This is a genomic window from Ensifer sp. LC11 (assembly GCF_001695835.1).
Classification (GTDB): domain Bacteria; phylum Pseudomonadota; class Alphaproteobacteria; order Rhizobiales; family Rhizobiaceae; genus Ensifer.
In genome coordinates, this window is the sequence record NZ_MBSO01000005.1 from 116,412 (window position 1) to 138,028 (window position 21,617).

Genomic DNA, 21,617 nt, shown 5'->3' on the forward strand with positions numbered 1-21,617 from the left:
GAGATGCGCAGGGTGCGCCACATCCGTTCTCCCCCCTTGTGGGGGAGATGGCCGGCAGGCCAGAGGGGGGTGACGCCACCCTCGTGAACAACATTCTCAGGAGGCCTGACCATGTCTCTCATTCATGAAATCGACTACGGCACTCCTGCTTCCAAGTCCGAAAAGCTGGTGACGCTGACGATCGACGGTCGCGAGGTTACGGTGCCCGAGGGGACCTCGATCATGCGCGCGGCGATGGACGCCGGCATCGAGGTGCCGAAGCTTTGCGCCTCCGACATGATGGAAGCCTTCGGCTCCTGCCGGCTCTGTCTCGTAGAGATCAAGGGACGCGCCGGCATGCCGGCCTCGTGCACGACGCCGGTGGCGGCGGGCATCGAAGTCTCCACCCAGACGCCGCGGCTGAAGGACGTGCGCCGCGGGGTGATGGAGCTCTATATCTCCGACCACCCGCTCGACTGTCTGACCTGTGCGGCCAACGGCGATTGCGAGCTGCAGGACATGGCCGGAGCTGTGGGCCTGCGCGACGTGCGCTATGGCTATGAGGGCGAGAACCACGTCACGGCGCGCAACAATGGCGAGATCAACGCCAAGTGGATGCCGAAGGACGAGTCCAATCCTTACTTCACCTATGATCCGGCGAAATGCATTGTCTGCTCGCGCTGCGTGCGGGCCTGTGAGGAAGTGCAGGGCACCTTCGCGCTGACGATCGGCGGCCGCGGTTTCGACAGCCGCGTTTCGGCCGGCATGGCGGAAGACTTCATGTCGTCGGAATGCGTCTCCTGCGGCGCCTGTGTCCAGGCTTGCCCGACGGCGACGCTGACCGAAAAGTCGGTGATCGAGATCGGCCAGCCGGAACATTCCGTCGTCACCACCTGCGCCTATTGCGGTGTCGGCTGCTCGTTCAAGGCAGAGATGCGCGGCGAGGAACTGGTGCGCATGGTGCCCTGGAAGGATGGCCAGGCGAACCGCGGCCATTCCTGCGTCAAGGGCCGCTTTGCCTATGGCTATTCCAACCACAAGGACCGCATCCTCAACCCGATGATCCGCGAGAAGATCTCCGATCCCTGGCGCGAGGTCACCTGGGAAGAGGCCTATGCGCATGTGGCCGCCGAGTTCCGGCGGATCCAGTATCAGTACGGTCGCGATTCCGTCGGCGGCATCACCTCGTCACGCTGCACCAATGAAGAGACCTACCTGGTGCAGAAGCTGGTGCGCGCCGGCTTCGGCAACAACAATGTCGACACCTGCGCCCGCGTCTGCCATTCGCCGACCGGCTATGGCCTTGGCCAGGCCTTCGGCACATCGGCCGGCACACAGAACTTCGACAGCGTCGAATTCACCGACGTCGCCGTGATCATCGGCGCCAACCCGACAGACGGCCACCCGGTCTTCGCATCGCGGCTGAAGAAGCGGCTGCGCGAAGGCGCCAAGCTGATCGTCATCGACCCCAGGCGCACCGACATCGTGCGCTCGCCGCACATTGAAGCGTCCTATCATCTGCCGCTGCAGCCGGGCACCAATGTCGCCATCCTGACGTCGCTGGCGCATGTGATCGTCACCGAAGGGCTCGCCGACGAGAAGTTCATCCGCGAGCGCTGCGACTGGTCGGAATACGAGGACTGGGCGGCCTTCGTCGCCGAGCCCTATCACAGCCCGGAGGCGACCGAAGCCTATACCGGCGTGCCGGCCGATCTGGTGCGCGGTGCGGCGCGGCTTTATGCCACCGGCGGCAACGGCGCGATCTATTACGGCCTTGGGGTCACCGAGCACAGCCAGGGCTCGACGACGGTCATGGCGATCGCCAACCTCTCGATGGTCACCGGCAATATCGGCCGGCCGGGTGTCGGCGTGAATCCGCTGCGCGGTCAGAACAACGTGCAGGGCTCCTGCGACATGGGCTCGTTCCCGCACGAGCTGCCGGGCTACCGCCACATTTCCGACGATGCGACCCGCGAGACCTTCGAGAAGCTCTGGGGCGTTGAGATCTCCAACGAGCCGGGCCTGCGCATCCCCAACATGCTCGATGCCGCTGTCGACGGCACCTTCAAGGGCATCTATATCCAGGGCGAGGACATCCTGCAGTCCGACCCGGACACCAAGCATGTGGCCGCCGGTCTCGCTGCGATGGAATGCGTCGTCGTGCACGACCTCTTCCTCAACGAGACGGCGAACTACGCCCACGTCTTCCTGCCGGGCTCGACCTTCCTCGAAAAGGACGGCACCTTCACCAATGCAGAGCGCCGCATCAACCGGGTGCGCAAGGTGATGACGCCGAAGAACGGCTATGCCGACTGGGAAGTCACGCAAAAGCTCGCCCAGGCCATGGGCCTCAACTGGAACTATCGTCACCCCTCCGAAATCATGGACGAGATCGCTGCGACGACGCCGAGCTTCGCGCTGGTCTCCTACGACTATCTCGACAAGTTGGGCTCGGTGCAGTGGCCCTGCAACGAAAAGCATCCCGAGGGTTCGCCGATCATGCATGTCGACGGCTTCGTGCGCGGCAAGGGCAAGTTCATCCGCACCGAATATGTCGCGACCGACGAGCGCACCGGCCCGCGCTTCCCGCTGTTGCTGACGACCGGCCGCATCCTCAGCCAGTACAATGTCGGCGCCCAGACGCGGCGCACCGACAATGTCGTCTGGCATGCGGAAGACCGGCTGGAGATCCATCCGCACGATGCCGAACAGCGCGGCATCCGCGACGGCGACTGGATCAGGCTTGCCAGCCGCGCTGGAGAGACAACCCTGCGCTCGCTGATCACCGATCGCGTGGCGCCGGGCGTCGTCTACACCACCTTCCACCACCCGACGACGCAAGCGAACGTCATCACCACCGACTTCTCCGACTGGGCGACGAACTGCCCGGAATACAAGGTGACGGCCGTGCAGGTGATGCCCTCGAACGGCCCGTCCGACTGGCAGGTGGACTATGACGAGCAGGCCCGCCAGTCGCGCCGGATTTCCGGCAAGCTGGAGGCGGCGGAGTAACGTTCCATGGGGCCTTGTGCACGGAGCTTACCCCCCTCAGCCCTGCCGGGCATCTCCCCCACAAGGGGGGAGATGGGCTGGGCGCACCGCTTCGCTTCTTGTTTTGCCCCGTGCTTGGCGTCAGTTCGGCTGCGCGATTTTGGAGCGCGAGATAGGGAAAAACGGTGCCTGTTCGTGATCTCCCCCCTTGGGGGGGAGATGCCCGGCACGGCAGAAGCGGGTAACCCACTCTCAGCACAGCGAGGGGGCGCCCAACGCCTCAGCGAGCGATGACCACGTTCAGGACATCCAAGACCGTTCCCGGGGCGGCCCGCCGCAACGGCGGGCTTCGGGACGGTTCGCGCACGGTGCCGGAAGAAACGCCGGTTGCCTTCAGCTATGGCGGCTCGACCCATGCGGTGATGATGGCTACACCCGGCGATCTCGAGGATTTTGCCGTCGGTTTCAGCCTGACCGAGGGCATCATCACCGATCCCGGCCAGATCGAAACCGTCGAGATCGTTTCCGAGACGGTCGCCGGTAATCTCGGCATCGACTTACAGATAGTCCTTCGCGACGAAGAGAACGACATGCTGCGCCAACGTCGCCGTCATATGGCGGGCCCGGTCGGCTGTGGCCTCTGCGGTATCGAGTCGATCGAGCAGGCGGTGCGGCCGACGCCGGATGTTTCCGGCTCGAAGCTGACGCTGTCGCAGGAGGAAGTGGTTTCCGCCGTGGCGCTGCTCAACGGCCAGCAGCCGCTGCATTTCGAAACCCGCGCCGTGCATGGTGCCGCCTTCTACGTGCCGGGCCGCGGTCTGATCGCCGTGCGCGAGGATGTCGGCCGCCACAATGCGCTCGACAAGCTGGTGGGGGCTGCGGCTCGTGCCGGTTTCAAGGGCAGCGAGGGCGCGGTTGTCGTCACCAGCCGCGTTTCCGTGGAGATGGTGCAGAAGACTGCAGTCGTCGGCAGCGCCGTGATCATCGCCATTTCGGCGCCAACGGCGCTCGCCATCCGCACGGCGGAAGCTGCGGGCATGACGCTGATTGCGCTGGTGCGCGGCGATGAATTCGAGATCTTTACCCATGCCGAACGCATCAAGTCCGGAGCTGTCGCCGATGTCGCATGACAATACCAACGCCAAGCTGATCTACATGGCGAACCAGATCGCCACCTTCTTCAACAGCCAGCCTCAGGCGGAAGCGGCACAGGGCGTTGCCACTCATATCAACAAATACTGGGAGCCGCGCATGCGGCGCAAATTGTTCGAGCATATCGACAAGGGCGGCGAGGGGCTGACGCCGCTGGTGCTGGAAGCGGCACCGAAGATCAAGCGTCCGGAAGCCGCCTAGAGCGCCGTGCGTTCGTACGAACGCAGCAAGGACGCTCTAGCTCTTTGATTCTAGAGCATCTTTCCGCCTCACGTGGATCCACTTGAGAGCAGGATGCTCTACAGCGCCGCGCGTCTCATCGGACGCGCAAAGGTCGCTGTAGGGCTTTGAATTGCTGCATGTTTTTGTCCTTTAATCGGCTATGGTTAAAGGAAACATGCAGTAGGCGCTTGCGTCAGCGGCCGCCCGCAGCGGTCGCGCCGCCGGCGAATGCCCGAGGGTTCGTGAAACGGGCGGCCTTGATTGAGGCATCTTCAACATCTGAAAAAATTAAGGGAAGGCGGCTACCGGTCGCCGCCTTCCCCATTCCCGAGCGCGGGGTGCAGGGATGTGCGCTCAGAAATTCTGCCAGCCGTCCGCGGCCGGTGCCGCGGCTGCCATTGTTCGTTGGCCGCTGCGCATGGCGCGTGCGGTCGCGTGCAGACGGGCCGGCTGCGCACGGTCGTCGAAGTGGCGGTTCGCGTCGATGACCTGGGTCTGCTCGCCGTAGCGGAACTGCCGGAGCAGCTCATGCAGGGCTTCCGCCTCGCGGGCCATGGCGTGGCTTGCAGCCGTGCTTTCCTCGACCATGGCGGCGTTTTGCTGGGTCGCCTGGTCCATGGAGTTGACCGCCTGGTTGATCTCCTTAAGGCCGGTCGATTGTTCGCGGGCCGCTTCGACGATTGCCGAGACGTTGGCGTTTATCTCCTGGACCTGAGAGAGGATCTCTTCGAGTGCCGCACCCGTCTGACCGACGAGCGACACGCCATTCTTGACGTGTTCGGTGGAGGCGCCGATCAACGCCTTGATATCCTTGGCAGCACTTGCGGAGCGTTGCGCCAGTTCGCGCACCTCCTGGGCGACGACGGCGAAGCCCTTGCCCGCTTCGCCGGCCCGTGCCGCCTCGACACCGGCGTTCAATGCCAGGAGGTTGGTCTGGAAGGCGATGTCGTCGATCACGCCGATGATGTTGGAGATTTCGCGCGACGACTGCTCGATCTGGTCCATCGCACCAATGGCGCTCTTGACGACAGTGCCTGAGCGTTCGGCGCCGGCCTTGGTCTTGGCGACCAGTCCGCCAGCTTCCTCGGCACGCCGGCTCGAATCCGATACCGTCGTGGTGATTTCGTCCAGCGCAGCCGCGGTTTCCTCAACGGAGGCTGCCTGTTGTTCCGTGCGTTTGGACAGGTCGTCGGCGGCTGAGCGGATTTCGCGAGCGCCGGATGCGATCGCCGTGGCGTTGTCGCCGACCGTTCGCATGGCTTCGCAGAGCTTGCCGATCGCACCGTTGAAATCGGCCCGCACTGTTTCCATGCTGGGCACGAAGGGGGTGTCGAGCGTGCGGGTCAGGTCGCCCCCGGCCAGGGCTTGCAAGCCCGCGCCGAGGCTTTTGATCGCGCCCATGCGTTCGCTGACGTCGGTCGCGAACTTGACGACCTTGTAGACCTTGCCACTCAGGTCGCGGATCGGGTTGTAGGCCGCCTGGATCCAGATTTCCTTGCCGCCCTTGCCGTAGCGCACGAACTCGTTGGAGAAGAATTCGCCAGCGGCGAGCCGCTTCCAGAAATCGGCATATTCGCTGCTGCGCGCATAGGTCGGCTCGCAGAACATGCTGTGATGTTTACCCTGGATCTCGGCGAGGCTATAGCCGAGCGCGGCGCAGAAATTCTCGTTGGCGGTCAGGATTTCACCGGACGGCGTGAATTCGATCATCGCTTGCGAACGGGAGATTGCGTCGAGCTTGCCGGCATCTTCCACCGCCCTTGCCTTGGCGGCAGTGATGTCGCTTGCAAATTTCACCACCTTATAGGGCCTGCCGTTGCGCAGTACCGGATTGTAGGTCGCCTGGATCCAGATCTCGCGTCCGCCCTTGGTGACGCGCTTGTAGGCATTGGCATCAAACTCGCCGCGGCCAAGGCGGGCCCAGAAGTCGCGGTACTCCTGTGTCTGGGCGTAGTCGGCCGAACAGAACATGCGGTGGTGCTGGCCGACGATTTCAGCGAGGCTGTAGCCGAGTGCCTGGCAGAAATTCTCATTGGCGGTCAGGATGTTGCCGGTCAGGTCGAACTGGATGATGGCCTGCGACTTTGAAAGCGCGGCGACGATGTGGGTCGCATCTGCAATTTTACCGAGAGCGAACATAGGAACCCTCTGATCTCGTTTGTTTGGCTCAAGCCGGGGCTTCGTGCCTTCTTTGACAGGGCTTGCGGGGCCAAAGCGGCGCAATTCCCGGACTAAGACAAATGCCGGCCTGCCGAAAAATGCCTGGTCGTCCCGCGCTGGCCCACCGGGTCAGCGGTTTCGTGCTTCGTGAGGGGAGTTCGAACCACCGGGCTTCATGCCCAAGGCGCCGTGTTATGCAATCTAGGTTAGTGATAGGACTATTAAGCAGGTGTTAAAATAGCAACTATCAAATTTTAGTTGTAAGAACTCATAGATCCCAATTTTAGTTGAATTAGGTACGCCTGTTTTTCCAGGCTCTGTCGTAGAGGTCGGGGCACTGCCAATAAAAAAGGCCGCCCCACGGAACGTGGGGCGGCCTGCATAGGGTTGGTCGGGCGGCTTAGGCGGCCAGTTCTTCGACCTCACGCTCCTTGAACATGCGCGCAAGGTTGAGGAAGCAGATCATGCCGTTCTCATTGGCGATGATGCCCTCGGCGAAGCTCTTGTCGAAGGAGGCCGTTACTTCAGGAACCGGCTGAACCTGGCTGCCCTGAACCGTAAGGATGTCGGAGACGCGGTCGACGACGAGACCGATCACCATGTTGTGCACCTCGGCGACGACGATGGCGCTGCGTTCATTGGCCGTCGTCGATTTCATGCCGAGCTTGTGGGCGAGATCGATGATCGGGATCACCGTGCCGCGCAGGTTCATGACGCCGATCACTTCCGGCGGCGAATGCGGGATGGGGGTCGAAGGCGCCCAGCCACGGATCTCGCGGATCGTCGTCGTCTTGACGCAGAATTCCTGATCGTGGAGGCGGAACGCAATGATTTCCAGCGTCTCGCCGTCGAAACCGGCCGTTCTGAGTGTGCTTGTCATCGAAGGTCCTTCCAGCTTTCCGGTCGCGGCCTACGGGCGCGACATCGCCAAACTCGAGACATCTCCGCTTGGGGCTGCCGACGCATTGAGCGCGACCGAAAATCCGTTCGGGAGAGATCCTTACAATCCACCGATCACATCCGGTGGGGCGCAGCTGCATCATGCGCGGAGGAACCGCTTTGCGCTTTGGGAAGGCACTATAGGCCGGGATTCGTTAAGACTTGCTTTTGTAGGCGCGGGCAAGCCATCCCGGGAAAAGCGCAACACGGTTTTACGGCTGCTGTCGCGCTGTTCCACGCGTCGGACATCCTACCGTTCCAGCAAAACAACGACCTTCGCAAGGGACGGTCCGCCCCACGACGGCTCGGGGCAGACCGGGATCAGGAGGCAAGGGTCAGGCGGAGGCGAGGACCGCGGCAAACTGATCGACGGCCCAGTCCACCTGGTCGGCAGTGATGACGAGCGGCGGCGCGATGCGGATGGTGTCGCCATGGGTATCCTTGGCAAGGATGCCGCGCTCCTTCAGCGCTTCGCAATACTTGCGGGCGCCGCCAGCTTCCGGAACCAGTTCCACCGCCAGCATGAGGCCGCGACCGCGCACGTCCTTGATGATGTTGGAGCGGATGTCGGTGAGGCCCTTCTGGAAGCGCTCGCCCATGCGGGCCGAGTTCTCGATCATACCTTCCTCGGTCAGCGCCTTCAGAGCGGCGCGGGCGATGGCGCAGGCGAGCGGGTTGCCGCCGAAGGTCGAGCCATGCTGGCCGGGCTTCAGCACACCCAGCACTTCCGAGTTGGAGAGGACAGCCGAGACCGGGTAGAAACCACCGGACAGAGCCTTGCCGATCAGCGTCATGTCGGCTTCGATCGCCTCGTGCTCCTCGGCGAGCAGCTTGCCGGTGCGGCCGAGGCCGGTCTGGATCTCGTCGAGGATCAACGTGATGCCATGCCTGGTGCAGAGCTCGCGCACGGTCGTGAAGTAGCCGACAGGCGGAACGATCACGCCGGCTTCGCCCTGGATCGGTTCGACGAGGAACGCAACGGTGTTCTCGTTGATCGCGGCGCGGAAGGCGTCGATATCGCCGAAGGGCACAACCCGGAAACCGGGAGCGAAAGGACCGAAGCCTGTGCGGGCGTCCGGGTCGGTGGAGAAGCCGACGATGCCCATGGTGCGGCCATGGAAGTTGTTGGAGCAGACGATAATCTCGGCCTGGTTCTCAGCCACGCCCTTGACCTCGTAGCCCCATTTGCGCACGGCCTTGACCGCGGTCTCGACGGCCTCGGCACCGGAGTTCATCGGCAGCACCTTGTGCGAGCCGGTCAGCGCTGCGATCTCCTCATAGAAATGCGCGAGCTGGTCATTGCGGAAGGCGCGCGAGGTCAGCGTCAGCTTCTGCGCCTGCTCCATCATCGCCTGCAGGATCTTCGGATGGCAGTGGCCCTGGTTGACGGCCGAATAGGCCGAGAGACAATCGAGGTAGCGATTGCCCTCCATGTCCCAGACATAGACGCCTTCGCCGCGCGAGAGCACCACGTCGAGCGGCTTGTAGTTATGGGCGCCGAGCCGGTATTCGGTTTCGATCAGGGCTGCCGTCGTATTCATCCATCGTCCTCCGTTTGTCTGTTTTCTGAGCGGGATGAGGAAAAGTGTTTGCGGTTTTCCGCCCACATCCCGCTCTCACTTATGAGAGCCGATCACGTTTATGATTTCGGGTCGACTCGACCCGAAATCAACGTGATCTAGGCGCTGCGGGTCGGCCGGTCGAGCACGCGACGACCAAAGAGGCTCGCCGTCAGTTCGACCAGGATGCGCGCGCTCTTGCCGCGGTCATCGAGGAAGGGATTGAGCTCAACGACGTCGAGCGAGGAAACGAGCTCGCTTTCCCAGAGCATTTCCATGATCAGGTGCGCCTCGCGGAAGGTCGCGCCGCCGGGAACGGTGGTGCCGACGCCGGGGGCGAGTTCCGGATCCATGAAGTCGACGTCGAGGCTGACATGCAGCAGGCCGTTGGCGGCGCGCACTTCATTGAGGATCTGGCGCATGATGTGGGCCATGCCGAGTTCGTCGACGGCGCGCATGTCATAGACGCGGACCCCGTGCTCGGTGATCTCTTCGCGCTCGCGGTCGTCGACGGAGCGGATGCCGACCTGGAAGACCTTCTTCGGATCGACCAGCGGACGGTCGGTGGGCAGGATCGGGGCGAACTCGGCCTGGCCGCAGAAATAGGCGACGGGCATGCCGTGCATGTTGCCGGACGGCGACGTCGACGGCGAGTTGAAGTCGGCATGGGCGTCGAGCCAGAGCACGAAGAGCGGGCGGCCGACTTCGGCGGCGTAACGCGCCATGCCGGAGACGCTGCCCATGGACAGCGCGTGGTCACCGCCGAGAATGATGGGGAAGTGGCCCTTGCGGACCGTGTCGTGCACGGAATCATGCAGCGCGCGGGCGAAGGCGGCGACGATCTGCAGATTGTTGGCACCCTGGTGGTTGGCGAGGTCGCGGGCCGGCAGCGGCTTGACGTCGCCTTCGTCGTGAACCGTGTGGCCGAGGTCGCGCAGCACCATGTCGATGCCGGCAATGCGCAGTGCCGTCGGCCCCATGGCCGCGCCGCGTCGTCCAGAACCTTCCTCGATGGGTGCGCCGATCAGCGTGATGGTCGTCATGTCCGCCCGATTCCTTCTCAATAAATCCCTGTGACCCCGTTTGGGTCGTCGCGCGGATTATGGCGAAAGTGCGCGTCAGCAAAAAGATGGAAAACTGCCGATTAGTGAGATAAAACGCGCAGACTGATAAGTACGATATTGCAAAGTGACAGCCATGGATGACCTCGATCAGGCGCTGATCAGCGCGCTGCGCCAGAATGCACGCATCGCCGTTTCGGCGCTCTCGGCGATGACCGGCGTGTCGCGCGCAACTGTTGCCGCCCGCATCGACAGGCTGGTCGCCAACGGCACGATCGCGGCCTTTACCATCCGCACCGGCGCGGAAATCCCGGCATCCGGCGTGCGCGCGGTGGTGATGATCGAGGTTCACGGCAAGATGGCCGACCGCGTCGCCGAGCAAATGCGCGGTCTGCCGCAGGTCAGGGCGCTGCACAGCACCAATGGCCGCTGGGACTTCATCGCCGAACTGGAGGATCGTGATCTCGTCTCCTTCGACGAGACGCTGCGGCGCATCCGTCTGATCGATGGCATCACCGTCACGGAGACCAACATCCTTCTGAAAACCAGCAAGATGACCGGCGCTTTCTGACTGTGTTGGACCGCCGCCAAGCGGCGACGAAGTTGCTCGTCAGAGTCCGATTGTTCTTGATTTGTTCTCGTATTTCGCTATCCTGTGCGCCTCACCCAAGATGGAGGATGTCATGGTTGCCAATGGCGGCAGGCTTGCCGATCGGCAGATCTGTGTGAAGCTGTTTGTCAGGCATGGCGACGAGGATCGCGCCATCGCCTTTTATCGCGAGGCGCTTGGCGCCGAGCTCCTGCAGCGGCATGAATGGCCGAGCGGCATTCTGACGAGCGCGGATCTGAGGATCGGCGAATCGGTCTTCCGGATAGCGGGCGCCAATCCGCGACGCGACGCCGAGCCCAGGCTCGGGGGGCCGCGGTCGCCGCACGCGCTCGGCACGACGGCGGTGATCCTGGAACTGCATGTGCGCGACGTCGATCGCGTCATCGGCCGGGCGATCGGCGCCGGGGCAAGCCTTAGGAATGCGGCTGAAACGCTGTCGACCGGCGATCGTGTCGGTGCCTTCATCGATCCCTTCGGCCATATCTGGGCGCTGTTCAACGCGATCGAGGATGCCGACATCGTCGATCTGAGCGTCGAGGCCCGCAACGCTGCGTGAGGCGTTGGGGCCCTTTCCACAATGGCTTGGCGGCCGAGTGCCTGGCGGGGGGCTCTGTATCGGCCCAAGTGGGGGATCAGAAAAACTCATCGAGAAGGCAGTAGAAATCGCGCTTTTGCCGGTCGTCCTTGTCTATTCCATAAAGTGTCAGGAACGGCGAAACCCATTCCTCGCCGAGATTGTGGGCGATGCTGCGGCAGGCAAGCGCGATATCCTGATAGGGATCGGCGACGCCAAGCCGACTGCAATCGATGAAGCCGGCAAAGCGACCATTGCTTTCGATGATGTTCGGCAGACAGGCGTCGCCGTGGGTGACGACGAGCACCTTGGTCGAAGGCACGCGGGCTTGCAGCTCGGTAAAGAGGTCTGCCGCCGTGCGGCCAAGGCGCGCTTCGTCGAAGTCGCTTTCATCAATCAGGCCGGCTTGGGTGCGTGCGCTCGCGATGGCGATGCGCTTGTCGATCCGGTGATCGAAGGGGCAGGCGGCAACATCCAACGCATGCAATCGCTTCAGTGCGTTCGCCAGGATGACAATCTGGTCCTTGGGCGACAAGGTCGTCGATGCGAGATCGGTGCCTTCGACAGCCTGCAAGAGTAGCCAGTTCGTTTCCGCTCCGAAGGCGCGGGCGAGGATTTGCGGACAAGGAACGCCCTGCGATGTCAGCCAATCGAGCCGGGTGGCCTCATCGGCGAATTCGCCGAAGGGGCCGGCAGCCTCGACCTTCAGCACCAGCATCGGGCGGCCCGCCGCCTTCAACAGATAGATGCTGGAGTCCGACTGGCCGAGCGTGTCGCGGTTCCAGTCATAGCCGGTAACCAGCGGATCGAAATTTTCCGGGAGTTCGATATTGGGAATTCGCAAGGACAAGACGATCACCTGAAAAAATGAATGAAAATAGCGAGAGCATCCTGCCCCGAGGAGAGTCACCCTAGGCAGAAAGATGCTATCGAATCAAAGCGTTAGAACGTCCGTTGCGCGTTCATGTGAACGCACGGTGCTCTAGGTCGCGACGCGGCCGGACGTCGATGTAGGGTCTGTGTCGTGGTTATGCCACTGCCGCAACGCAGGTTTCGCGTGCATTTTGCGGGCGTTTGGCCCGACGGCGTCATCTCCTGGCCAAATCTCGATCAAGCCCTGCAAGTGCCGCAGGGAGCCCGCGTCAAGATCAGGGGAAGCGCGTGGCTCACGGCAGCTCCTGTGCGGCAAAAGGACGGCGGATCGCTACCCGCAGGCCCTTCGATTTGCCATGCTGCAGAGGAGGGGAGCGGTCGCTCAGTATTCCTTTTCGAAGAAGATACCGCCTGATGCGGAACCGTCGCCGGCCGCCGATCCCTTGAGCTTCACGCCCTTGCCGACATCGAGATTGATGACCGCCTTGCTGGAGGCGGAATCGGAGCCCTGCTGCAGCTCGATATAGGTCCGGTCATTGAGATACTTGCCGGCGCGCACCGAAGCGCCGCCGTTCTCGTCGGTGGTGACGTCGAGGTCGTCGACGCCGAGTTTGTTGCGCAGGCCGTCGAGCAGTGATGTCGAGCCGCCGCCGGCAAGCTGGCTGACGGCGGACGCGAGCTGGGCGATCTGGAAGGCTGAGAGGTTCGAGAGCGACCGGTTGAAGATCAGCTGCGCCAGGATCTCGTCCTGCGGCAGCGCCGGCGACGACGAGAAGGCGATCTGCGGATTGTTGGCAAGGCCCGCCACCGAAACGGTGATCGTGGTGGCGCCGACGCTCGAGGTTGCCTTGAGGTCGAGCGTCGGGATCAGGTCGCCGCCGAAGCCGATCTTGCCGTCGGTGAAGGTCAGCCGCTTGCCAAGGATTTCGAGGCGCCCGCGGCGCATTTCAAAGCCGCCGGAAACGACCGGCTGCACGGCCGTGCCGCGGATCGTCAGGTCGCCGCCGAGTTCGGCGTCGATGCCGCGGCCGCGCACGAAGATCTGGTGGGCGTTGACGCCAAGGTCAAAGGCGATGACGCCACTGGCATTGGCGCCGGCGCCCGGCGCCTCGTCCTTGCGCAGGTCCTTGACCATCTTCTGCACCTTGGGCGGCGCATTCTTGTGCTTGATGTCGATCGCCGAAAGCGAGGTCGGCAGTTTTTCCGGAATGGTGATCGACGCCTTGCGGATCGTCACCTTGCCGCCGAGCGTCGGTGTCGCGACCAGCGGACCGGTCAACGTCATCTCGCCATTGAGATTGGCGTTGAACAGCGTGCCGTCGACATAGGTTGCGTTGTTCAGCTTGATCGTCAGATTGGCCGGGAAGCTGGAGCCGGGAACGGTGCCGACGGTGCCGCTCGCCTCAACGGAGCCGCCGGTTGCGAGATTGGCCGAGAGCTTGGAGATCGTCGCCTGCTTGCCGTCGAGCGCGACATTGGCGGTCAGGTTATCGAGCGCGAGGTTGCGGCGCACGTCGACGAGGCGGCCGCCTGACGTGGTGAGGGTGCCGGCGATCTGCGGTGCCTTGGCCGAACCGGAAATGGCGACGTCGACCTTCGCCTGGCCTGTCAGCGTGAAGCCTTTTTCTGCCATCAGGCTGGCGATGAGTGCGAAAGGCACGTTGCCGTTGAACTTCATTGATATCGGCATGGTACCGCCGATATCGACATTGCCGCCGCCCTTGAAGGCAAGGCCGCCGGCGCCCGTAAGTGTTGTGTCGAGCGTCACCTTGTTGTTGGCGAATTTGCCGCTGGCCGCGATGTCGAAGGCGGCGACGCCGGCCGTGCGCGCAGCGGCGAGCGATGCGCCGGACCATTTGAGATCATAGGCGACAACAGGTGCGGACGCTGCGCCGTCGACATCGACGCTACCGGCGATCGTGCCTTCGGCGCCAAGATCCGGTGCAAAAGCGTTGACCAAGGCTGCCGGCAGAGCGTTCAGCTTCGCGGTGATATCAAGCTTTTCGCCCGCGCTGCCGTTGACGGTGATGGTGCCCTTCGATGCCTGGATCGTCAGCGCGTTGAGACGGACGGTGCCATTTTCGATGGCGATCGCCGTCGGCTGCGCAAGCTTCAGCGCGATGCCCTTCGGGGTCGCACCGAAGGACTGAAGGCGAATTTCGGTACGGCCTTTGGCGCTGCTGAGGTCGCCTTTCGCGGTCAGCGGGCCACCATCATACTTGCCGTTGATGGCAAAGCCGGTGCGGCCAGCCTGCTGCTCAAAATCAACGGCGAGCCCGGAAACGCGGTTTTCTCCCTGCGCGATGGTCTCGGCGCGGATGCTGCCCTTGATGGCAAGGGCTGCGACATCGGAGATGGTGATGTCGGCGGTCGGCTTGGCGATCGTCAGCGCATCGCGCTTGATGCCGCTGCCACCGGCCTTGACCACGACGGAGGTGATGCCATTGGCGGTCTTGATCGTCGCCGAGCCTTTGAGGTCGCCCGAGGCCTTCTCACCGGCCATGGCGGCCAGCAGGCCGAGGTCCGGCAGGTCGAAATTGACGTTGCCGTCCGGCTTGAAGTCGGGCGTGAAATTGATCGCGCCGGTCAGCGTGTTCTCGCCGATCCGGGCCTCGAGTACGGGGATCCCGGTGCGACCGTCCTTGGAGACGACATCGGCCTTGACGTCGATCGCCTGGCCGTCGAGCGCACCCGTGGCCGTGAGGCTTGCCTGTGGGCTCGAGGGGTTGGCTTTCGCGTCGGCCTTGATCGTGAGGTCGCTCAGCGTGCGGCCGGCGAGCGTCGCGCCGCTCGAGGTGAGCTCTGCCTTGATGCCGAGTTCGGCAAGCGGGCCCGTCACCGCTGCGGTGAAATCGGCCTTGCCCTTGGCGTCGGCCAGGATCTTGCCGAGATCGGGCAGGGTTCCCTTGAGGTCGGCCGTCAGATTGCTCTGGGCCAGGGCGACGGTGCCTGAGGCCTCGATCGTGCTCGACTTGAGCTCGAGGCCTTCGACGGTCACGCTGCCGTCGCTTGTGGTCTTGACTTCGCCTGCGAGCGCGATGGTGCCTTCGAACTTCGCCGCTGCCGCGGGCGGCAGCGCGTCCGGAACGGCAAACAGCTTGAAGGCAGCAGCGAGCGCGTTCTCGTCACGATAGAAGGCGCCGGTGATGGACCCGCCGACGCCGGGGCTTTCGATTGTCACCGGATTAAAGGCGATGTTTTCCCTGGTCACCGATAGGATTGCGTCCAACTTGAGCGGCGCCTGGACCAGACGGGTAAGGTTGGGATCGCTGAAGCCGGCCTCGCCTACTTCGATCACTGTCTTCACCGGGCCGGATTGCGCCTGAAGATTGAAGGCGTCGCTGTGTGCCGAAAACTTGACGGCGCCGAGCGCCACATCCGGCAGCGCCACGGAGGCGATGTCTGCTGCGAGATCGAGACTGGCGGCTTGCGCGTCGCCGGTCAGAGACAGGTTGACGGCATTGATCTTTGCCTGAGCCTCGCCCTTTTCGAGCGGCCAGCGAAAGTCGATTGCGCCATTGGTGCCAGCGAGCCTGGCCTGCAGGTTGTTTTCGCCCTTGCTGTCGAAGGTGCCGAAGGCACCAAAGCTGAGCGCCCCGGTTCTCACCTGCCCCTTGTCGACGCGAACGAGACCCTGGCCGTTGAAGGCGGCGGCGATGTCGATGCTGGTCTCGCCCCCGAACATCGGGCGCAGCGCCGGCGGCATCAGCGCGCCGAAGCCGCCGCCACCGTTGACCGTCAGCCGGTGCATGCCGTCTTTCGTCTGCACATGACGGCCGTCGAGCTTGAGGATCTCACTGCCGTCAAGTGCCGCCGTCGCGTTGCCGGCCCAGTCGGAAAGCGGTCCCTCGCCGGTGACCTTGATGTTGACCGCGGGCTCGTTGGGCAGTCGCAGGAGTTTTGCGAGCACGCCGTTTTGAGGTTCGTCGACCGTTGCCTCGAGTTTGAGTTCATTGCCGGCCGGATTGAAGACGATGTCGGCTACGGCGCGGGCGTCCGGCCGGTCACGCTGGGCGGCGGTCAGGCCAAGGGCGATGCTCTCGTTCGTGGCGTTCACTTTGCCGCTGGCGGTCAGGAACTGATCCTCGCCGGCGATTGCCTTGCCGATGACGATCTCCTTGAGGTCGATCGCGTCGATCTTGACATCGACCGGAAGCACGAAGGTCGAGCGGACTTCCTTGGTCTCGGTGGATGGCACAGGCAGGCGCTCGACGCGCACCAGGCCGGCCGAGATTGCCGACGCGTCGAAACGGAAGGACAGCAGCGCCGCAGGCGACCAGTCGAGCTTGAGGTCACGGACCTCCGCATAGACACCTTCGCCGTCGAAGAGCGTGATGCTTCCGGCCGTAAACTCACCGGTCAGGAGCGCACTCGGATCGGCGATCCGCACGATCTGGTCCGGCGTCGCCGCATACTTCTCGATCGCCCAGGCGACGAGCCGGGCGCCGGGAGTGGTGAAGCCCACGAAGGCGAGGAGAAGGAGGGCAACGACCGCGATCACGCCAAGCACACGAAGGCCATAGCGCAGCGTCGTGCCAAGGAAGCGGACGACCTGATTCATGATCTACCCATAACGCAAGTTGCGCTGCAGCGGAATCGCTGCGGGAGAAACTATCCCCCGATAACGGCAATTTGCCGGTTCTGGCTGGAGAATCGGCCCTGTTCAGAAGGATTGGCCGATACCGGCATAGATGCCGTACTTGGTGCCGCCGGGATATTTATTGAGCGGCACGGCGAAGTCGAGGCGGATCGGCCCGAAGGGGGTCGCATAGCGCAGGCCGATGCCGGCGCCGGCGCGGATGTCGGAGAAATCAGGTGTCGTCTTTGCAGAGACCGTGCCGGCATCGATGAAGGGAACGACACCGATCGTGTCGGTGATCGCGATGCGGGCTTCGAGCGAGGCGTTGACATAGGAGCGCCCGCCGGTCTCCTCGTTGTCGGCATTGCGCGGGCCGATTTCCTGATAGGAATAGCCGCGTACCGAGCCGCCGCCGCCGAGATAGAAGCGACGGTTGGCCGGAATGTCCTCAAGCCCGCTGCCGCCGACCAAGACGCCGGCGCCGATCTTGCCGGCGAGAACGAAGCGCTTCTCGTCGCCAAGCGCGTGATAGCCCGATGCCGACGCTTCAAACGACGAGAAGAAAGTCTGGCCCTTGATCTCGTAGCTCGGCTTGGCGTTGATCATCGCCCGGTAGCCGTCGGTCGCATTCAGCTTGTCGTTGCGGGTATCGCGCACATATTCGAGCGGAATGGCGGCGGTCAGATAGGAGTTCGAGCCGAAGGCGTCGTCGATGTCGGCCCAGCTGAGCTCGCCGCCGCCCGAAAAGGTATCGGTATCCGAGAGTTCGAACGTGGCGCCCGCCGCACCGGTCAGGATCTTGGCGCGATAGGCGTCCGGATCCTGGATGTTGGCCCTGAGGCTCGCGGTAAAGGTCGAGGCGGGACCGAAGGCGCCGGGTTTGGCAAAGAGGATGCCGACCGAATAATCGAGCTTGTCCAGTTCTTGCGTTTCGCCGATGCGGTCGACCGACCCTTCGATGCGCAGCGATTCGGCCCGGCCGAACAGGTTGCGGTGTCCCCAATAGCCGGACACTCCGAGGCCGTCGGTTGTCGAAACCTGGGCGCCGAAGCCGAAATATTTGTGCTTGCCCTCCGACACCTCGATCTTCATCGGGATCGAACCGTCTGATGAAAGCGTGTTGGCTTCCTTGATCGTGACGCTCGAGAAGACGCCGAGCTGGCGCAGGCGCTCGGAGGCCTTTCGGATATCTTCGGGCGAATAGGGGCGGCCTTCGTTGAGGCGCGAATAGTCGCGCACGAATCCGGGGTCGACGGTCTTGGTGCCGTCGACACTGACCTCCCCGACGGGAGCGACAGGTCCGCCGCTCGCAGCGATGACGATGTCGACGGTCGAGTTGGCGTGGTTGGCGACGGCACTGCGCTCGGTCAGTTTGGCCAGGGGACGGCCCTGCTCGCGCAGATCGTTCACGACCTTCTCGCCGGCCTTGATGATCAGTGTCGAATCGGCGCGCGCCCCGGCAGGCAGGCCGTAGTCTGCAGGATTGAAGCCAACCGCGTCGCCTTCGAACGTGACTGTGCCAACCTTGAAAACCGGGCCTGGCGTGACGGTGACGGTGACCGGGATCGGTTTGCCATCCGGGAATGCGGGATCCGGCGGCAGGCTGTCGATGTCCTGGCCGTTGACGCGGATCGCCACGGTGCCGCCGTAGCGGGCCTTTTCATAGAGAGCGGCGAGCAGCCGGTCGCGATCGTCGCGCGCCCGGATCGCAAGGCCGAGATCGCCGGAGACCGGTTTTTCCTGGCCCTGAACCAGCTGAGAGCTGTTTTCCAGCGCTTCCTTCAGCTCCTTGTCGTCGGTGCCGGCGTCGAAAGTAAGGGTATAGTTGACCGGGTCGATGACCGGCGCTTCTTCCTCGTCGCTTTCGAAGAACTTCATGCCGAAGAGCTTGAAGGCGTGGGCTTTTTCGGCGGAAAGCGGGCCGAGCGCGCACGAAAAGGCAACAGCAAACACAGTCGCTGCCTTCCAGTACGCAATACTCGACCGTGGTGGGGACATTCGCTTCCGCATCCCGTCTTCAGGCGACCCAATACAAACTGCCTGCTTATGCGGCCGGGTCACTATCGCATGCCTAAGGTTTTCCATCTGTTAACGATGACAGCCCGCAGCATCCACCCCTGATGCCGAAAATCGGTACCGATTTGCTCGAAAAAGCGTCGAAATGTTGTCGACGCAGCACAATCGCCAATCCCGGCAGGACTGGCTTCCAGCCAAGCGCGCCGCCACTCCGAAGGGCGCTTGGGCGCGCTTGACCTGTGGTCAGCCAAAGCTATGCGGCTTCCGGCAGCGCCCGCAATTGCGGTACGCGAGAGGCTATGATGACGAGAAACTGCATCAGGAAACCGCTAGCCGCGACGGCAAGACAGGCCTCGACGCCGAAGCGTGTGGCGACCATTGCCCCGAGGGCTGCGCCGATGGGCCGCGCGCCGAATGTGGCGGTGGCAATGAAAGCGGAAACCCGCCCGAGCATCGCATTCGGCGTCACGGCCTGTCTGAGGGTGAGAGTGGCGATCGACCAGAGCACTGGTCCTGAACCGAACAGAAAGAAGCTCAGGCCGGCGAGGGCGCCTGACGGCACCCATATCGTCGCGAGCATCGCTGCGGCCGCCATAAGACCGCCGAGCGGGCCAAGAGTGATCATCACGCCGAACGGGACGCGGCGCCCAATTGCGGGGGCGGCGAGTGCGCCGATCATCATGCCGGCGCCGTAAATTCCCAAGGTGATGCCGACACCCGTTGCCGTCAGGCCGAGGGTCTGGACGGCATAGGCGACATAGACGGCCTGCAACACGAACCAGGCCGTGTTGAAGACGATGGCTGTCACAAGAATGGGCCGCAGCAGTGGATGGCCGGCAAGGAACCGAGCGCCTTCGGCCAGGTCCTGAAGCGGATTGCGTTTGGGCATGGCCGGTGGGTGGTGATCACCAAGGCCGGCGAGCAGGCTCACGGAGAGAAGGGAAAGCGCCGTGGCTGCAACATAGGCGAGGGATGCACCGCTCCACGCCACGATGGCTCCGCCAATCGCAGGTCCGCCGGAATAGGCAAAGCTGCGGGCGAGTTCCAGCCAGCGATTGGCATCGGCCAATCGGGCGCGGGGAACGATCGCCGGGACAAGGGCGGGTGCGGCGACGTTGTAGCACACGGTGCCGATGGCGCCGATGAAGCCCATGAGGCCGAGAAGCGGCAGCGTCAGCAGGCCGCTGACCATCAACAGCAATGTGGCAACCAGTGATACGGCCCTCAGCATTTCCGAGGAGACCATCAAGTTGCGTCGCGACGCGCGGTCGGCAGCGAGACCGGCAGGGATCGAGAGCAGGAGGAAAGGCAGGGTCTGGGCCATCTGCAGCCATCCGGTTTCCGCCGGGCCGGCGGCAAGCAATAGGACCGCGGCGAGGGGAGCGGCGGCCAGCGCCATCTGCTCTGATAATTGCGCGAAGAGGTTGGACCAGCCGATCCTTATGAAGGCTGGCGGCAATGCGGTGTCCGGTAGTTTCGACATGGAGGACCTCGATCATGATCTGTCGAGGACAGCAAGAAGCGATCGCGCCAACGGTTGCCACCCGATTTCTGCGCGCTCGATCGGCGCCTTGCGCGTTCACCCGGCTTGGGCCGCGGCGTCCGCCGCAACGAAAAACCCCCTCAGGGCCATCGGCCGTGAGGGGGAGATTTCAGACGAGCCCATCGGCGGCCGAGGGCATAGCCTTCCTGTCGCCTTAGCGCGGGCAAGCGTCGATATAGCGGCGGCCGTAGCGGTCGCGGTAGTAGCACTGGCCCGGCTGTTCACTGACATGGCCGATGACCGCGCCGGAAACGCCGCCGATGGCCGCGCCGACCGCTGCGCCACGGACGTCGCCGGTGATCGCGCCGCCAATGATCGCGCCGGAAACAGCACCGATGCCGGCGCCTTTTTCCGTCTGGGTGCAGCTTGCGACCGACAGGGCCACCAGCACAAGTGCAATGGCTTTCTTCATATTGTCCTCTCCGATCTCTACGGATCTTGAGCGTTCGCTCAGTCCGTCCTTGGATGATGGCGGAGCCGGGCTCATCCCGCTCCACCTGAACTTGCAACCGGAAAATACGCGGTCCCCAATGAAAGTCTACAGAGGGTCCAGCGCTTTCTTTCCGCGTGCAAGATAATGATATCGTTCCTGAACGGGACATGAAGGCGCTGTTCCACGCGATACAACTGGCTTGGAAAAAATTTGTCGTCGGGCGACCGACAGCGGTTGCGACATTCCAAAAAAAGACAAATGATACAAACAAGCCAGCGGATCCGGGAGGAGTGGGTCAGCGGCGACGGGCATCGATATCAGTTGGCGCGTACCCTAGTCGCGTGAACCATCTCACCCGACGTTTCGGCCGCGCTCGTGTTGGCATTGACCGACCCCGGAGGAGCGAAATGGCGAAAGTAACAATGACGGTCAACGGCCGTCAGGTGAGCGGTCATTGCGACGACCGTACATTGCTGGTGCAATTCATACGCGAAAATCTTGGACTGACCGGTACCCATGTCGGCTGCGACACGTCGCAGTGCGGCGCCTGTGTCATCCATATGGACGGAAAATCGGTCAAGAGCTGTTCCATCCTCGCCGCGCAGGCGGCGGGCTCGACCATCACCACCATCGAAGGTTTGGCCGCAGACGGCGAACTGCACCCGGTGCAGGCGGCGTTCAAGGCCAATCACGGCCTGCAATGCGGGTTCTGCACGCCCGGCATGGTGATGACAGCGGTCGATATGATCCGAAGGCACCAGGGGCAACTGGACGAGGCGACGGTGCGCGCCGAGCTCGAAGGCAATATCTGTCGTTGCACCGGTTACCACAACATCGTGAAAGCGATCCTTGCCGCAGCCGCCGAGATGAGCGGCGCCCGCGTGGCCGCAGAGTAGCGCCCCACCCAGGCATGTCATCGAAGGACT

Annotated in this window: 15 protein-coding genes; 6 read left to right on the forward strand and 9 right to left on the reverse strand. The window is 63.3% G+C overall.

Annotation, left to right across the window (positions count from 1 at the left end):
- Nucleotides 1–111: 111 nt before the first annotated feature.
- The 3 genes from fdhF (at nt 112) to BBX50_RS04295 (ending at nt 4,323) form a co-directional block, all read left to right on the forward strand.
- Nucleotides 112–2,991 carry a formate dehydrogenase subunit alpha gene (gene fdhF, locus BBX50_RS04285; RefSeq protein ID WP_065774076.1) on the forward strand — a complete coding sequence of 960 codons (2,880 nt, stop codon included), beginning with the start codon at nt 112–114 and terminating at the stop codon, nt 2,989–2,991.
- A 269-nt stretch (nt 2,992–3,260) separates the two neighbouring features.
- Nucleotides 3,261–4,100, forward strand: a complete 840-nt coding sequence (fdhD, locus tag BBX50_RS04290) for a formate dehydrogenase accessory sulfurtransferase FdhD (RefSeq protein WP_065774077.1) — start codon at nt 3,261–3,263, stop codon at nt 4,098–4,100.
- Nucleotides 4,090–4,323 carry a formate dehydrogenase subunit delta gene (locus BBX50_RS04295; protein WP_065774078.1) on the forward strand — a complete coding sequence of 78 codons (234 nt, stop codon included), beginning with the start codon at nt 4,090–4,092 and terminating at the stop codon, nt 4,321–4,323. The genes fdhD and BBX50_RS04295 overlap by 11 nt, the downstream gene beginning before the upstream one ends.
- A 375-nt stretch (nt 4,324–4,698) precedes the next feature.
- Here BBX50_RS04295 and BBX50_RS04300 read toward each other — a convergent pair whose 3' ends face one another.
- The 4 genes from BBX50_RS04300 to rocF form a co-directional block, all read right to left on the reverse strand.
- On the reverse strand, nt 4,699–6,483 hold the full coding sequence (locus tag BBX50_RS04300) for a PAS domain-containing methyl-accepting chemotaxis protein (RefSeq protein ID WP_065774079.1): 1,785 nt from the start codon (nt 6,481–6,483) through the stop codon (nt 4,699–4,701).
- A gap of 421 nt (nt 6,484–6,904) precedes the next feature.
- Nucleotides 6,905–7,384, reverse strand: a complete 480-nt coding sequence (locus BBX50_RS04305) for a chemotaxis protein CheW (RefSeq protein ID WP_057255050.1) — start codon at nt 7,382–7,384, stop codon at nt 6,905–6,907.
- A gap of 394 nt (nt 7,385–7,778) precedes the next feature.
- Nucleotides 7,779–8,984, reverse strand: a complete 1,206-nt coding sequence (gene rocD / locus BBX50_RS04310) for an ornithine--oxo-acid transaminase (RefSeq protein ID WP_065774080.1) — start codon at nt 8,982–8,984, stop codon at nt 7,779–7,781.
- A 137-nt stretch (nt 8,985–9,121) separates the two neighbouring features.
- A complete protein-coding gene (rocF, locus tag BBX50_RS04315; protein ID WP_065774081.1) occupies nt 9,122–10,045 on the reverse strand; it encodes an arginase in 924 nt (307 codons plus the stop codon).
- A 154-nt stretch (nt 10,046–10,199) separates the two neighbouring features.
- Between rocF and BBX50_RS04320 the strand changes: the two genes are divergently transcribed.
- Nucleotides 10,200–10,634, forward strand: coding sequence for an Lrp/AsnC family transcriptional regulator (locus BBX50_RS04320; protein WP_065774082.1), 435 nt, complete (start codon nt 10,200–10,202; stop codon nt 10,632–10,634).
- A gap of 112 nt (nt 10,635–10,746) precedes the next feature.
- Nucleotides 10,747–11,229 carry a VOC family protein gene (locus BBX50_RS04325; RefSeq protein WP_065774083.1) on the forward strand — a complete coding sequence of 161 codons (483 nt, stop codon included), beginning with the start codon at nt 10,747–10,749 and terminating at the stop codon, nt 11,227–11,229.
- A gap of 76 nt (nt 11,230–11,305) precedes the next feature.
- Here the strand turns inward: BBX50_RS04325 and BBX50_RS04330 are convergent, their stop codons facing one another.
- The 5 genes from BBX50_RS04330 to BBX50_RS04350 all read right to left on the reverse strand — a co-directional run bounded on the left by BBX50_RS04330 (nt 11,306) and on the right by BBX50_RS04350 (nt 20,670).
- On the reverse strand, nt 11,306–12,091 hold the full coding sequence (locus BBX50_RS04330; RefSeq protein WP_065774127.1) for an APH(3') family aminoglycoside O-phosphotransferase: 786 nt from the start codon (nt 12,089–12,091) through the stop codon (nt 11,306–11,308).
- 411 nt (nt 12,092–12,502) lie between these two features.
- Entirely contained in the window at nt 12,503–16,681 is a 4,179-nt protein-coding gene (locus BBX50_RS04335; protein ID WP_065774084.1) for a translocation/assembly module TamB domain-containing protein, read from the reverse strand.
- Between the two features lie 102 nt (nt 16,682–16,783).
- A complete protein-coding gene (locus BBX50_RS04340) occupies nt 16,784–18,697 on the reverse strand; it encodes an autotransporter assembly complex family protein (protein ID WP_065774085.1) in 1,914 nt (637 codons plus the stop codon).
- Between the two features lie 271 nt (nt 18,698–18,968).
- Nucleotides 18,969–20,198 (reverse strand): MFS transporter, encoded by a 1,230-nt coding sequence (locus BBX50_RS04345; RefSeq protein WP_065774086.1) that lies wholly within the window; start codon nt 20,196–20,198, stop codon nt 18,969–18,971.
- Nucleotides 20,199–20,412: 214 nt separating this feature from the next.
- On the reverse strand, nt 20,413–20,670 hold the full coding sequence (locus BBX50_RS04350) for a glycine zipper domain-containing protein (RefSeq protein WP_065774087.1): 258 nt from the start codon (nt 20,668–20,670) through the stop codon (nt 20,413–20,415).
- 428 nt (nt 20,671–21,098) lie between these two features.
- On the opposite strand from BBX50_RS04350, the gene BBX50_RS04355 reads away from it, so the two are divergent.
- Nucleotides 21,099–21,587, forward strand: a complete 489-nt coding sequence (locus BBX50_RS04355) for a (2Fe-2S)-binding protein (RefSeq protein WP_034802397.1) — start codon at nt 21,099–21,101, stop codon at nt 21,585–21,587.
- The last annotated feature ends 30 nt before the right edge of the window (nt 21,588–21,617 follow it).